Annotated in this window: 14 protein-coding genes; 1 reads left to right on the forward strand and 13 read right to left on the reverse strand. The window is 40.5% G+C overall.

Annotated elements, in window-relative coordinates; translation table 11 throughout:
• Positions 1-27 precede the first annotated feature (27 nt).
• From ATB74_RS09330 to ATB74_RS09390, 13 genes are all read right to left on the reverse strand, one after another.
• A complete protein-coding gene (locus tag ATB74_RS09330; RefSeq protein ID WP_061018149.1) occupies positions 28-2,424 on the reverse strand; it encodes an EH signature domain-containing protein in 2,397 nt (798 codons plus the stop codon).
• Complete coding sequence (locus tag ATB74_RS09335; RefSeq protein WP_061018150.1) at positions 2,417-3,073, reverse strand: OmpA/MotB family protein; 657 nt, start codon at positions 3,071-3,073, stop codon at positions 2,417-2,419. Before ATB74_RS09335 ends, ATB74_RS09330 begins: the two co-directional genes overlap by 8 nt.
• Complete coding sequence (locus ATB74_RS09340; RefSeq protein WP_061018151.1) at positions 3,073-5,661, reverse strand: hypothetical protein; 2,589 nt, start codon at positions 5,659-5,661, stop codon at positions 3,073-3,075. The genes ATB74_RS09335 and ATB74_RS09340 overlap by 1 nt, the downstream gene beginning before the upstream one ends.
• A 9-nt stretch (positions 5,662-5,670) precedes the next feature.
• A complete protein-coding gene (locus ATB74_RS09345; protein ID WP_061018154.1) occupies positions 5,671-6,009 on the reverse strand; it encodes a hypothetical protein in 339 nt (112 codons plus the stop codon).
• A 3-nt stretch (positions 6,010-6,012) separates the two neighbouring features.
• Positions 6,013-7,098: an HNH endonuclease gene (locus ATB74_RS09350; protein ID WP_061018156.1), complete on the reverse strand. Its 1,086-nt coding sequence runs from the start codon at positions 7,096-7,098 to the stop codon at positions 6,013-6,015.
• Positions 7,095-7,805 carry an OmpA family protein gene (locus ATB74_RS09355; RefSeq protein WP_060467617.1) on the reverse strand — a complete coding sequence of 237 codons (711 nt, stop codon included), beginning with the start codon at positions 7,803-7,805 and terminating at the stop codon, positions 7,095-7,097. Before ATB74_RS09355 ends, ATB74_RS09350 begins: the two co-directional genes overlap by 4 nt.
• A gap of 2 nt (positions 7,806-7,807) precedes the next feature.
• On the reverse strand, positions 7,808-9,841 hold the full coding sequence (locus tag ATB74_RS09360; protein WP_061018157.1) for an apolipoprotein A1/A4/E domain-containing protein: 2,034 nt from the start codon (positions 9,839-9,841) through the stop codon (positions 7,808-7,810).
• Between the two features lie 264 nt (positions 9,842-10,105).
• Positions 10,106-10,921 (reverse strand): hypothetical protein, encoded by an 816-nt coding sequence (locus ATB74_RS09365; RefSeq protein WP_061018159.1) that lies wholly within the window; start codon positions 10,919-10,921, stop codon positions 10,106-10,108.
• 108 nt (positions 10,922-11,029) lie between these two features.
• Positions 11,030-11,992 (reverse strand): hypothetical protein, encoded by a 963-nt coding sequence (locus tag ATB74_RS09370; RefSeq protein WP_061018160.1) that lies wholly within the window; start codon positions 11,990-11,992, stop codon positions 11,030-11,032.
• 135 nt (positions 11,993-12,127) lie between these two features.
• On the reverse strand, positions 12,128-12,418 hold the full coding sequence (locus ATB74_RS09375) for a hypothetical protein (protein ID WP_061018162.1): 291 nt from the start codon (positions 12,416-12,418) through the stop codon (positions 12,128-12,130).
• 137 nt (positions 12,419-12,555) lie between these two features.
• On the reverse strand, positions 12,556-12,867 hold the full coding sequence (locus ATB74_RS09380) for a hypothetical protein (RefSeq protein ID WP_061018163.1): 312 nt from the start codon (positions 12,865-12,867) through the stop codon (positions 12,556-12,558).
• A complete protein-coding gene (locus ATB74_RS09385) occupies positions 12,864-14,084 on the reverse strand; it encodes a site-specific integrase (protein ID WP_061018165.1) in 1,221 nt (406 codons plus the stop codon). The genes ATB74_RS09380 and ATB74_RS09385 overlap by 4 nt, the downstream gene beginning before the upstream one ends.
• A complete protein-coding gene (locus ATB74_RS09390) occupies positions 14,077-14,313 on the reverse strand; it encodes a hypothetical protein (protein ID WP_017070423.1) in 237 nt (78 codons plus the stop codon). The genes ATB74_RS09385 and ATB74_RS09390 overlap by 8 nt, the downstream gene beginning before the upstream one ends.
• A 111-nt stretch (positions 14,314-14,424) precedes the next feature.
• Between ATB74_RS09390 and ATB74_RS09395 the strand changes: the two genes are divergently transcribed.
• Complete coding sequence (locus tag ATB74_RS09395; RefSeq protein ID WP_061018166.1) at positions 14,425-14,646, forward strand: helix-turn-helix domain-containing protein; 222 nt, start codon at positions 14,425-14,427, stop codon at positions 14,644-14,646.
• Positions 14,647-15,101 lie beyond the last annotated feature (455 nt).

Raw genomic sequence — 15,101 nt, forward strand, 5'->3', positions numbered from 1 at the left:
TCTGTGAGTTTTGTAAGCTTGTGAAAGCTAACGCAATAGCTTCGAAGCTTTGTCATGTCCTTTCCTTGCTGCAGAACGCATAAGGTCCATACCGGACTGGCGCTCTCCCACATCGTCCGATTTTAAAAGGTGCGCAGCTAATTGATAGGTCGCTTCCAACTCTCCAATGCCAGATAAGTAATGTAGCGTTGTCTTATAATTCGATTCAGCATTTTTATGCCTTGCCTTTTCAACCGTTTCCCACAAGACCGTTTTAGCCTCTGGACTTCCCTCTTCATGCGCTTGCCAAAGAAGGGTTAAGCCTTCATTAATATCTACAGACACATCTCTAACTAACTGCTTCCCTAGTTCTAATAATGCAGAATTATCCCCACCTTGAACTAACAATTTCAGTATTTCGCAGGCCATATCTATGCTGTTAGAATTCAGTGCGAGATCATACGCCTCCCAAAGTCTAGGCTTACATTCCGAAGGTGCTTGATTAGAAGCTTTAGTCAGGTATTCGAGTCCTTTGCGTTTATCAAATTCACGTCTAGAAGGAATTAGCGTATTGCCATATAAACACATTGCTAAAATATCGCCCTTATCAGCTTTCTCCCGAAGTGATGCGTCTTGATTTAACGGTTTTACTTTTTCTTTCAACTTGTCGTGAGTTGCTGGTTTAGGGGCAAAACCTGGCAGTCTAAACTTCTTAACAAACTCTTGGGCTGCGATATGGCCTAAATTAGCTGCGTTGACGATCCACTCTTCCCCGCTTTGCTTCAATTTACGATCAGAACGACTTGACTTAAGGACAGAGATCCCTGTTCTATACATCGCATCTGGGTTGCCTTGATTTGCAGCTTTGCGGATCAAATGTTCATAGTCTTCCTTATTCCCTAGTTGTTCGGCCTCCAACGCTTGCATATGATAAACTTGGCTACGTTTAGCCAAGCCACGAATCTCACCAAATTTTCCGGTCGCATATTCTGCTTCCCAAAATTTTTCTATCCATGCTTGCATGGCTTTTTGTCTAACTGAAAGCATTTCCGAGGTTAGCTTTGCTAAGCCAAAATCATCCCAATATCGGCCTAAATCGACAGAAAGCCCCCTAAACTGAGTAGTACCGCTATTTGGTAATACAGATAATTTTTCGCGCAAAAGTTTTTCACAGAAATGCTGCCAATAATCCAAATGATCATGTACCTCAAGCTGCGACATAGATCTAATAGCATTAACAGAGATCGAAGGTGAATCGAACAATTGCTGTACGTTTATACTCGTCTTCTTAAAGAATCTTGTATCTGTTGTCTCCCCCCTTAGGAATTCAACAGCAAGTACCCCATCGAGCTCAAACACATAGGTTTCCACATTACTTTGTTTTTCTTCCGCAAAGCGGTGGATAAAATCTGGCAACTCAACGTCATTGTGAGCAAGATAGTCATGAGTTTGAACTGGTAGTAGCACTCTTACGCGACTAAATCGGGAACTATAGTTTGACCAAAATAATGATCGGTCCTTTATTTGCTCAACTTCGTATTCCGTTAAACCTAATGCTTCAGAGGTTTCATTTGAATAGAGTATTGAAGATATAGTTTGTAAGTCGTAGTAACAAGTCAGGTCATATTTTTGCTTTAGAATGACCTTAGCGTCATGAGGTAACTGATTCCAATAGCTGTTTTGACTAAATGGAAGGCAATTTGCTTCGACAATCTGGTGACAGCTTTCTCCATAATTATAATGGCCTACTTCAAGAATTAAGTTTCTACAAAAATCCATGCGATGAGCAGATACTTTATAACTGTAGAAGTAGCTAGCCAGCCATTGATCGTCTTGTTTGTCTAAGTTTGCGACATCGAGGCACCCAAATAGGAATTCGGATATGTTATTGCTGTAGCCATTTGAAAGTGGCAGTTGATAATTTGTCAACATATCTTCTGCGGTACAACCCGACTCATAGCAATAACGAGCAAGCGTGGCTAAGTCAGAACTTTGCAGTGCAAGTAGCCAACGCGCTTTTATTGCATCATGCCGACTTAACATTTGAGTACGGTTTTTGACAATTTCCAGCGAGTTGATTATGCCAGGGACAATATCACTCTTCTTTCCATCTAAGGCTAACGCAATTTTGAAGAATGTGATTTCACTGAGCTTCTGGCTTGCTGTAATCCCTTTCCAAACACTAGGTAGCACGCTCGAGAGTGTAGCCTGGTCTAATTCTGCCCACTGACCTTCATCCTGCAGAACATCAAGCCACTCAAAGATGTGAATGTCCTGATATCTTTCTTGTTGGACCAACTCAACTATTTCCAACAGGCCCTTAGCAGGAAAGCTAGGTAAAGGCATATCCACAAGCCTCTGTTCAACTAAACTTTGTGGTTGCTCAATTAAGCTGACTCGTTTAGGTAGCTCTGGTTGAGAAAAGCTATAGCCGTTACTAGTCAACTTTCTTCACCTCTGAAAAATGTCCCAAAAACTCATCATCTTTGAACTGAAATCTAAACTTAACTTTTCGGTCTGCTGCTTTTGCTTCATTTTGATCTGCTTCAATGGGTCCACGACCCGAAATTACAGCTTTTTCAAAAAATTGATGTTTATGGTCAAATTTCATTGAATTTACAAATGCAATCACACTGTTTGCACGTAATACACTCAATTCCATATTTCTATCAAAAGCCCCTTCTGAACTTGAATGTCCTTCAATAACAATGCGGCTTACTTCATCGGCTGTAGCATCCGACTGAAAAATAACATTTGAATAAACAGGGATAAACTTTTCGAGGAACTCTTGTCCTGATAGCTTCAGCTCGTGGTCATTTAGGTCGAAAAGAATCGAATCCGTGATTGATATATCACCCGTTTCTCCATCAGCTTTAACTTCAATACCTGCTGACGTTAACGCATCATTAATGCCTTTGATTATAACCACTCGAGTATTCTGGCTCTCTTCGTATACTTCCGAAATTTGTACTAAAGCACTGATCAATAACAAAGCAAATATCATCAGTAGGACAGACATTAGGTCACCAATAGATAACCAAACCCCTGATTCATCAGTGTCACCTGCGTCAGAAGAGTTTCTAAGCGCACGCATTATGCTTCTGCCTTATCTTGAACGACTTCTTGACGTACCTCTTGAGCACTGACCAAATAGTTCGCTGCTTGCGCTAAACGGTTATGGATCTTACTTGAGGCATGATCAAAGTCGTTGAAGAATGTTTCAAAGCTTTTAGTCGCACGTGCGTAGTAATCGTCCATTGCTTTTGGTAGTTCTTCTGTCACTTGAGTGAAGGCTGCCGATGCAGTCGTGTATTCTTTCTTCAACGAGCTTATTTCTTGGCTCATTGTCGTGGCTGCGTTTTGAAGTTCTGCCATTTTTGATGAATCGTGCAGGCCGATAGCTTTAGCAACACGCTCTAATGTCCCTGCTGACTTCTCTAAATTCTGGTACTGAGCCGTTAGTTCTTTAAGTAAGGTGTGGCGAGTTTGATACTCTTCCTCAAAAACTTTACGGAAGTTATCTACAACACCATTTAAACCATCACGCTGCTTACCTAAGCTGCTATCAAGCAGATCATTTTGTTCTTTGAAGTATCGAGTTAGATTTTGTTGATACTGTTCACGGAACACTTCTAGTTCTGATTGGACGGTTCTAGACATAGACAACACTTTATCATCGATATCACCTAACCCTTGTTCTAACTCTTCACGAGCTGAAATCATTAGTTTACTTGCTTCAGCGCCAGTCTCTTTTAAGGTAGTTGTTTGCTGTTGGAAAATACCTTGAGACTCCGTCAGTAGCTGTGAGATTCGATTCTCCATTTCAGTGAATAGTTGTTTTTCACCTTCACGACGGCTTTCAACTGACTTCTCAAAATCGGATTGGGCTTGGCTCATTAATTGTTGAGCAGACTCACCGACTTCTTTGATAGTATCTGACTGTTGTGTAAATGCAGTTTGGGTGCTCTCAAGCAAATTGCCTATTCTCACCTCTACTTCGCTAAACAACTGCTTTTCACCTTCGCGGCGGCTTTCAACTGACTTCTCAAAATCAGATTGAGCTTGGCTCATTAATTGCTGAGCAGACTCACCAACTTCTTTGATTGTGTCTGACTGTTGTGTAAATGCAGTTTGAGTACTCTCAAGCAAATTGCCTATTCTCATCTCTACTTCGCTAAACAACTGCTTTTCACCTTCGCGGCGGCTTTCAACTGACTTCTCGAAATCGTTCTGAGCTTGTGTCATTAAACCACTAGCTACTTCACCCGTTTTAGTTATGACTTGCGTTTGATTATCGAAAGAATCTGAAACTTCACTTAGCAATGTATTGATTCGACTAGTCACGCTCTCAAACATGGCCTTTTCAGCCGATTGACGTTCGCTCAGCGCACCGTCCATTGACTCTTTAATGCCCTGGAATGCTGAAGCTGCTGTTTGAGAACTTTGCTCAAAGGCAATTCTCTGCTTTTCCATACCGTCTGTTGCATCACCAAGCATTTCTTTTACTTCCGAGGCGATTGTTCCCATAGCTCCTTGGGTTTCTTCACTGAAGCTCGTTAAGATTGTTTTTAATGACTCAGCAAATTCTTGAAGCTTCACCATGGTTTCTTTTTGGAAATCGTTAATCGTACTGACAGTGGCAGCCGTACTTGTTACGACTTTTTCTACATTGCGGTTCAATTCTGCGGTCACTTCATTACTTCCTAGCACCGCCTCACTTGTTTTTTGAAGTTCAACTGTAACAGGTTCGATTAGTTCAGATTTCATCTCTTTCACAAGTAAACTTACTAGCTCTTGCTGAGACTGTTCCTTGATATCTTTTAAGGTACTTAGCTCGGATTTAATTGCATCTAGCGCTGGAACCATTTGGGTTTCAATTGCTCCAGTCATGGCTTCTGATACTTTACTCGCGATTACATCACCATTGAATGAGTCACCAACACCCCCAAAACTAGATAAGGCATCAGCGATATTTGCCCCCATCAACTCAATGGTATCCGCGGAGCGCAACTGTGCATTAATAGCATCTCGCTGACTTTCGCTTCCCATGTCTTTCAGGTAATAGACGGCGCTAGCCTCAAAGTACTCTTTTGATATATTAACTAGAAAACGTTGCTGAGCATTTGAAATAGAGCTTGATGACCACTTAAGTAATGCCATGAAAATAGCTGATGTGCTTAAGCCAGCTAAAGAGGTATAAAATGCCGTTTTTAATCCTTCAAGTAACTCTGCCGCAGAGGATAATAATGCTTTCGAGTCACCTGCCATACTAAAGTGACTCAAACCGATAGTAATACCTAAGAAAGTACCAGTTATACCGATACTCGTTAGTAATGCAGGCACCAACTTATATCGGTTAGTGTCACAGCTAGGAACCATGAGTGAAATTGGCGATTTACTTAACCATTGCTTACCGTCGGCTTCAATTTTAAAACCATCGTCCACTTGTGAATAAATCAGATGCTCGGTCACCCAGGTCAACTGCACTGGCGTTAGCTGTTCTGGTTTAAGTACTAGTGCATCGCTCAATTCCTTGATTTTAATAATGCTTCGTAACTTTGCTTTCGTGCTGTAGGTAGACACAAGTGCTCGAATGAAGAAAAAAGCAAACAAAATGAGGGTTGCAGTAATGATTAGATCGGTTATCCAATCTCCAGAAATATAAGCAAAATGATCAAACATGGGTAACCTTTAAGTTCTTAAGTATTTTGTAATTTCTTGTTCAGTAAAAATTTGTTGCGCAATTCTGGCGGGTAAGTGTTCAGCATCGATTCTTGGAACACCATTAATCTGCACCTCGCGATTTAGCCGCACACTATACATAATCTCATCGTGCTGTTCTGAATCACTCGCAATTTTCAAATAGACTTCGTCAGGAAAATCACGAATAAGCGTGGCTTGTAAAGAGGATTTAGTATCACGAAATGAATTGGTCGCAGCAAAATCGCGCCCAAACTCGTCTCGTGATAGTTTCCACGCATGATTAACGGCAATAATCCTTTCCAGGATAGTCTCTAGTGTAATTTCCATCGATTATGCTCTTAAATGATGTGCTTGCGTACGATAATTTTGCAAGAAGTCATTGACCGATACGACCTCCCACCCGGCTTCTTGTGCGTCTTCAATATCATTCTCTGAAATCGCAACTCCAAATTTGTTTTTAGGCCAAGCTAACTCAAGTCTTGCAGCAAAATCACCAAACCTATCAATTATAAAGTGATTTATCTCAGGTCGATTCAAGCAAGCTTGCTTGCACGCGTGAAGTACACCATGAACCCCTGGGTCCGAATAATCAAATAGTTCTTGCCAACCACTTAGATCATCCAATAACCCTTGTTCTTGACGCAAATTGTTGATCAACTGCCTTTCTGCATGGCTAAGAGCCATGTGGGAATGCATAGGTTGTTTGCTATGGCAATCAATACAGAGTGCTTTTAGATTTTTGGGGCGGTTATCAGATTTAACTCCACTGATATGATGGACATGAAGTAAATTTCGGTGTGCTCTAAGCTTCAAATGACACTGCTGACAAGTAAAGTCTTGCTCAACACGATAGTGTGAAGAGACTTTCGCCCAGTCTTCTGTGTAACCTGTTTCTGCGGTTTCAGCGAGCCTAGAAGGTAAATGAGGGAAGAATGAACTGTAGGTTGCAAAAAATTGAGCCATGTCGAATTGTTGAACAATTGAACTTATCGGTGTCCCCGTATTGCAGCCTTTGTAATTCAATTGTCTTAGACAGTTTTGACAAACTTTAAGCTTAGCCTTCGTCTCTCCATAACCGGAAGCTACAATAAACTCACCTGATGTATCATTAGTAACGACATAGCGCTCAAAGCGACCGTTCGCCCTCATGCTCTGTAACGTTTTACAGTCAGCCACGTGGAAACGCGCACTGCTGCCGTTTGCTTTGATATAGAGAGAAACGTTTCGTCCCTTGTAACTCAATAAGCCCGAATCTACATCAACGTCTTTTAATTCGACATCTTTGCCTTCGGCAAGCTCTATATCAAGCTTTTCCATTTGCGTCTCATGTAGCACAAGCTTGAATTCGCCTTTTTGTTCCGGCTCCATCAAGTTGATAGCATTTTTCAAACTGCCAAAACTTATACTCAACTTCATGAAGCACCCAAAATCTTACGGATCTGTTCTTCAGCATTAGTGATGACGCGGAATGACACGCGTCTAGAACGATCTTCGTCTTCAAGGCCTTCTTCATTCGTTGCCAGCTTAGAAGATGAATAGCCTACTGCTGCTACGTTAGCTTTTACCCAGCTATAATGCTGTTCAGCAACGTTAGGCAACAACATTACATAGCCTAAAACTGCGCGGGTTCGCGATTGAGACAAGCGCATATTATTGAAATAGGCTTCATAGTCCGTAGAATCATGATTCCACTTACTTGATGTATGCCCTTCAATTTTTATCTCTTGAATAATAGGCTTGTAGCTGTCGAGCACTTTCAAATAACGTGGAAAGAAATCGTCTAAGATAGTTTGAAAGTTACCTGTAAGGTTCGCTTTACCATTAGCAAACAAAACGTCAGGAGCTGTGAAGTTGACGCTCAATGTATCGCGGTCAATCTCAGCCCCCCACTTTTTTAAATCAACCTCGAACTCTTTAAAAAGAGCAACATAGATAGCTTCTTGTGTTTGCTGATAAGTCTCTGCAACTTCTTTAATCTTATCTCTCTCAACCATTGCGTCTCGCATAAGCGCTACAGAGATAAAAAGAAAGACCATCATTAAACCAGCCATCAAATCTGAAACTGACATCCAATGTTCACCGCTATCACTAGGGCGTTTTGAAGAACCAAATAGCTTTTCCATAATTACGCTACTCGACTGCTAACTACGTTATTCATTTCACGCACAAGATCTTTGTAATCGCGAGTGAACTGTTGAGTAACAGTCGCTAGAGCTTCACCCATTTCGCTTATTGTACGGTTCAGTTCTTGTTGCATCTGTAAATCAAGAACTTCAACCTGCTTCTCTACCGCGCTGCCAGTCTTACCCACTGATTCTGTGATTTGATCTTCTAAGCTATCGAATGTGCGTCTTACCGCTTGGGCTTGAACTTGGAAAACATCTTCTAATGTGGTTTCCAATCGATCATGCAGCTTGGAGATAGCTGAGGTGGTTTCTACCTGAAGTTCTTTAGTACTTGAAATTAGCTCTTGATTAGCCTCTTTAAGTACGCGGCCAGTTTCTTTTGAATCATCTTTAATATCTGCAACTAAAACTCGTAGCTGACCATTCAATTCTGTAATCGAATCTTCAAGGTGTTGGCGGATTTGTTCTGTTGTATCAGTTAAGTGACTTGTTACATTACTTAGACCACCAGTCGCCGTGCCTACTTGCTCCTGAATATCAGATGAAGCTTCTGCAAGTTTGCCGCCGATATCTTGCGCGCTTTCTCTTAACTGAGTAGAGATATCCTGAGCACCCGATTCCAGATTAGTTCTCATGGTGTTCATACTTTCTTCAGTCGTTGCCGTGAACTGCTGAGAAGAAGCACTCAATGTTGTTGAGATTTCTTTCGTTGTTGTGTCGAGATCTTCAGCAATTTTCTTCACACCAGCTTCAAAGCTCTCTTTAATGTCTTCGACGCCTTCTTCAGTAACTTGTGTAAAGTCTTCGCTTGCATCTGCCAGTTGAGTACTAATTTTCTCTGCACTTGTTGTAAGTTCCTGAGCTAATTTAGTTGCGCCCTCTTCCAAGTTAGTACGCATAACATCAACACTCTGGTTTGCGGTAGAGCTAAAGTTGTCGATGATTGTCTGTGATTCATTAAGCATTGATTCATAATGAGTAGAAGCTGCTTTAACTGAATCACCAATAACATTCATTGTTGTATCCATTTGCTCGCGGATTTGTGGCATTGCTTCAACAGCTTTGTCACGTAGATCTTTAAATGCTTCCAAACGTTGTTCAAGCTCAGTCACTTGACCATGGCCAAGCTCCATTACCTGATGCAGTTTTTCCATGGTTACAGGGATTGCTTCCGCTCGCTCATTAATGTGCGCCACAGATTTCTCGGTAGATGAAATTGCATCAACGCCTAGCTGGTATTTAGTCGCCATATCTTCAAGCTGATGACGGTAGTTCTCTTGCCAATCCACTAATTTCTTAACCGATTCATCCAAACGCTTAAAGTTCTCACCAAATTGCTCCGTCAACTTCTCGTTGAAATCGACAATTACTTCTTTTAGCGCATTGATTACTTGTTCTGTTGCTGACTTAGACAGAAGTTCACCGAACTCATCCATTTTCTTCCATAGTGTGCTTTGGAATTCAGCATTACGCTCTGTCGTTTGCTTGAACTGTTCATTTAATGTTCTTTGACCATCATTAATGTCAGTTCTGAGGTTCTTAATTTGGGAGGTCAATGATGAGTCTTCATCACCTTTAATCGCTGATAGCAACTCGTTTGAAGCGTTCAGCTGTTCGGTCGATGCCTGCAGCTGTTGAGACATAACAGAGAATATTTCTTCTGGACCCACTGATTTTGATTCTTCTAGTTCTTTTTGAGGAATCAAACCTAATGCAGCTTTGTAAAAAATAGAGCCAGCCATACCCGCTAAACTTGTCAGGAACGCCGTTTTTAGACCACCAAGCAGTGATTCGATACTGCCATCAATGTTTTGTGGATCGAAGTCCATCAGACCAACAACGATCCCTGCAAACGTACCAAGAATACCTAACGACGTTAAAATATTAGTCGTGCTTGCAGTAAATCGAGGAGCCTTCCCCAATACAGCCAACAAGATCGAACTAACCAGTAACAACAAAATTAGATAAATAAAGCTGTTTGAAATGGACTCTGCAGAAAATGAAGCAATAAATGAAGCTAATAGTTCGGTCATATAAGTAATTCAGTAGTATGTAATAAGACGACGGCATTCTATATTAACAGAACACCGTTCACAAACCTCACAATGGAAGCTTGATAAATTATTTATCTAAGTAATGATTCAAATCAAATTTATAAATACCATATTTGCAGTGGTTATTGATTTGTGAGTGCTGCGTAATTTGCGTGTAAAATAGCCGATACCAATCATGATTCAACTGATCATTTGTCAAAAACTATTAATGAGATTGATATCAAAAAACATAAGGTCCTTGGTTCAAGTCCTTTTTATCAAGCTAACTAGTTCTTCAAACATCGACTCTGGAATGCCAGGCATCGCAGCCTTAAAAAACTCTTTCTCAGCAACTGTATAGCAAACTAAATATCGCTCTGTTTTTTTATCTAACGAATTCAATTTATTAGTAAAGGTGTCTTCATCAATGTCCTTAGCTAACCATTGGTTCATTAAGTCACTTTTAGCTTTTTCTAAGTCTCTTCGTAGTTCTCGTGGCTCTTGCTCTAAATTGCTTCTAAATGTTAGGTAGCCTTCTCTGATGAAGTCGAGGTTATCTACAACAAAACGACAACTCATAATGTTACAAAATATCGAATCAAGAGCTTTACCATTTAACGCCAAACTTTTTGATACATGATCACTTGAGTTAACTGGGAGGTCTTCAATATCGATAGTTTTCTCAAGTGGATAACATAGAGGCACTGTAAACCGAAATGTTTTAAGATCAGCAAGCTCTAAGTGCCCAACATGTACTTGATCTGCTTCATCCAAAAAAGATACTTCATAAAACTGATAACGACGTCTAGCTACCCAAAGTAAAAGCTCCGAGATATCCAATTTGTGGATATAACAAGTTTGGTAACTTAGAACTAGCCAGCGGGAACCAACTGCTGTCGGTCTAACCGTGTTGATGATCCCCTCTCCTGCTTGCTCATGAAAAATCAGATTCGCGCGAACCAAAAAATTCATGTTTATATCATATTGAAGGCAAACTTCATCAAGCTGGAGATATTGCTCAGCTTCTTTTTGAGCTTTGTCTTTTTCTAGCGCACCAAAATAATCTTGGGTCAAACACACAATTCGGTTCTCTTATATTTAAGGTAAAACGATGAGCAGCAGCTCACCGTCTAAGTTCTTACCGCTAATACCAAGCAGCTAACGGTAATAAGTTAATTGGGTTCCGTTCTAAGCTGCTTCCAAACGAGAAATAATGGCTTCTAAAGGCAAGTCTTTATCACGGATTAACTCAACGACAGCTTCGATATCTTGTTCGCGGTTCAAAGCTAACGCATGATTTAAATCATCAATGAGTGTCAGCGCCTGTACTTTGGTTAAGCGTCGTAACATGCACACGCGATTATCCGTAGACATCTCCATAAGCTCTGAAGCTGAATCTTTAGTTTGTTTGACGGTGCGGGAATTCGTGCGCACTTTAGAGGTAACCAAGCTCTCAGTATTCGGAACATCTCTTGAAGGCGAATCTATGTTCACCACAGTAGTAGCTCGAAACTCTCGAACATCAGACTCATTCATCACAGTTTCTGCAGGTAAAGGTTCAAGATTCTTCTGATGATATTTATTTTTATTTACCAGGAGTTCTGAGTAGTAAGCCATTGTTGGTAGCATGAAATTTAAATGCTTTAGAATTGCTTGCTCAAGCTCTTTCATTTCATTTCGTTTGATATAGACGCCATCTTTTCGCGCTTGCAGTGCGAATGAGATGGAATGCTTTACCGCGTCTAAGCGATTCGGGGTGATATCGTCTAGCTCTTGAGTCTCTAAAACACGAGACTCTTCTTGAGATTTCAACACCGGTAGGCGTGTGCGCAAAGATTTAATACAACCCTGAATTAGCTTATCGTTAGAGGCTTTTACGGGATTAGGTAATTCAGGGGTAGGTTTCGAATCATCCACTTCAGCTTTACTCGCTCTAATTTCACGCTTTACTTCAGCCATAAAGTTATTGATTGATTTACAATCTGATGGCGTAGACCCAGTAAAAATGGGCTTTGGTACACCATCTATAAGTACTTTTAGGTGATTTGTCTGAGTTCTTTCGTAAGAGAAAGGCGTAGCTGTACCAAGTTGGTCATTTAAAAATTTGATTACACGCTTTTGGTATTTGCTGTAGCTAGATTGTTTACACATGACAGGCCTCTCAAACTAAGTCGTTTCGTTGAGAAGCATAATATTTGAAAGGGGTTTCGAAATGAGGTTTATAAGCTTGTGAAAAACGTATCTACCAAGATGAGGTTCATGAATGTCGCTAAAGCGAAGCCTTAGTTAGCTTTGATTATCGTGGTATTCAATATCCACTTTCATAACTAAACCTTTTACCATCGCATCCCATAACGCAGGAGCATACGTTTTAAGAATAACTACACCTGAGTTTCGCTCATTACTGGAATCATAGGCTCTATCAATTTCCAACCATTCTTCGATAGAATATACGTCTGCACCTTGATAAAGCCAATCTCCAACGTTGCGTCGAATAAAGTCTTCAGTTCCGGTTTTTATATAGATATGTCGACCTTCTCCTGTCGCTATATAATCGATCACTCCAACTTTAAGCATATTAACCCCTTTTAAATCTCATTTATTTTTAGTGACAACCGCAACGAACATTCGTGCAGAAGTAACAATAATATTTTAGCCCCTAGATTCGAGCGAACATCGACTTTCTAGGAGCTATGAGCAATAAAGCTAAGCATTCAATTTACATATCGTTTTATTGACTTATCAATTGATGCTTCAATAACTTCAAGTACCCAATCAGAATCCCGCTTTATAGGCTCATTCAAGCAGTGATGAAGCACCGTTACTACAACTTCCGCCACCTCACTCACAAACTTATGCTCTCTTACATAATGCATTGGGTGTAATGACGTTCTTTCTCTTACCAAACAATAGACTTCTTGATAGCTTTCATCGATATCCTGATGTGACATGGCTTTGAAATGTTGCCCTTGAATCACATCGAAGCACAAACTAGTGCAATGGATTGTCAAAGGAGAATACTTCATTTATCACCTCCTAACCCACCACTATTAGCTTTTTTCAATAGACGTTCAAATGCACTTCCATCATTCCGCGTTAAATTAGGTACGAAACGGCTGTATGTCTGAAAAAGCATCTTGGTCGTCGTATGCCCCATTTGCCTAGCTATCCACTCAGGGGCTTCACCAGCGGCAAGCATCAGAGTGGCATAAGTATGGCGCGTTTCGTATGGACGACGATACTTCAACCCCATCTCTTTTAACGCAGGCTTCCAAATTCGGTCACGGACATTCCCTTTGTCCAAAGGGTTCCCTGAAGCATTTGTAAAGACGAACTCTCCTTCCCCTGTTAACTTGAATTGCTTTTCCAAAGCCTCATAAACATGAGAGTTCATTTGAATATCTCTAGCAGAACCTGTCGTCTTAACTGTATCCATTCTCCCATGTACATAAGTTTCACGAACAGAAATTGTCTTCAAATTGAAATCCACGTATTGCCACTTCAAACCATCAATCTCTGAAGTCCGCATCCCAGTAAAGAAGCGTGTGGTGAAATACGTCTTGTAATCATCCCTAATTTTATCGAGAAAATGCATTACTTCCTCAATACTAAACGGCTGAACGTCTCTTCTATCAATTCTCAGCGCTTTAATGTTTTCAAACGGAGTTCTAAACTCATAACGATCTGCAGCTTCTGACAGCATCATCCTTAATGGCGTCATCACGTGATTAATAAACTCTGCTGATAGTTTCTTACCCGATTTTGGTTTAGCTAATTCGGCTCTGAACTTCAAAATATCTGGCCTAGAGATCTGATCAATAGAAGTACTTCCAAAGTGTGGAACAAGGTATCTGTAAAGGTATAAACGAATACTCTCCTTATAGCTTTCTTTCCATCGACTCTCGTTTTCTTCATACCACTCAGCGGCAAAGTCTTCCAATGAAATAAGAGAAGTACCTTGTGCTTCGTGTATTGCACTTTTATAACTCCCCAACATTTCTTGCTTTACCTTTTCGGCCTTACAGTCCTCCTCAAGAAATCGAGCAGCTCTACTTGAGCTCGGAAAGTAATCCCTGTAGACGAAAGATCCCAGTCTTATGTCTGCATCTATCTGATTAAGCAGCTTTTGCAACTTCCTGGTATTTTGAATGGTATTAGGTAAGGTTGTCTGTTCTCTGCATCGGATATCGTTGTACCTAAAATCCAGAAATAGTTTTCCATTTCGTTCTCGTACTTTACCCATAACAGATACGCCCTCCTGCCATTGGAATTATATTTTGATTTCGAGATGCAGATTGATACAAATCCCGCTCAATAGCTTCCCAAATGTAGAGAATTTTGCGACCATTGAAAGGTCGGATGTAATGCTTACCTTCGATGAAAAGAGAGTCTCGCAATGTCGCGTTAATATAGTTGGCGCTAAATTTGATACGACTTGCGAGCTCTTTTGCAGTCAATAATGTTTGGTCCATAATGACCTCCTTATTTGCTAGCCAAGAATAACTTTCGTCCTGACAAGACAAACTATAGAGCCATTAATTCGTCCCATCAAGACGATTTATATACCAAATAATTATATATAAATGATTAGATATAAGATTAAAGAATTAGTAGAGATTAAATCGTTACGCGAAAAACGTAAGATTACTTTATCTGAAGTTGCCGAAGCCGTTGGAGTTCAAAGCTCCGCGATGTCAAAGCTTGCTAATAACAAAGGTTATACAACCACAACGACCACTTTGAATGAATTGTGTAAATTCTTCGAATGCAAGATCGAAGAGCTTATAGAGTACATACCAGAATAAGAGCCAAGTTAGATACGTATCTAGATCATAGCGATCTCTCAACTATCCCACTTCAATTTCCCCTTCCAGATGCTCTATTGTTTGGAATAGGCCTCTGCTCTAAAAGCACAGTTGCTGCTAGCTTATTGAATACAGCTAGTCGCTAACTTAGTTTTGCCCCATTCCGTGTTAGGAGCAGTTAATAACAAATACGTGTTCAATACAAAGATCACGCCCAACAGTACTGTGACTAAACACAGCATTGATGTAACCGTCCTACATTCAACAGGATCTATGGCAACTGTCGGTAGATCATAATGTGCAACTTATCTGATAATGAGCTAGATCACTGATTTTTATCACTAACACGCATAGCATCGTTGCATTAAGAGTATGTTGGAAGGCGGTAACGTGGGTGAGATCTGCGGTGTTGTGCCGTTGATAAAGCGTTAAATTACAACAATAAACATCAGTGA

It is taken from the genome of Vibrio splendidus (assembly GCF_001557875.1).
Classification (GTDB): domain Bacteria; phylum Pseudomonadota; class Gammaproteobacteria; order Enterobacterales; family Vibrionaceae; genus Vibrio; species Vibrio splendidus_F.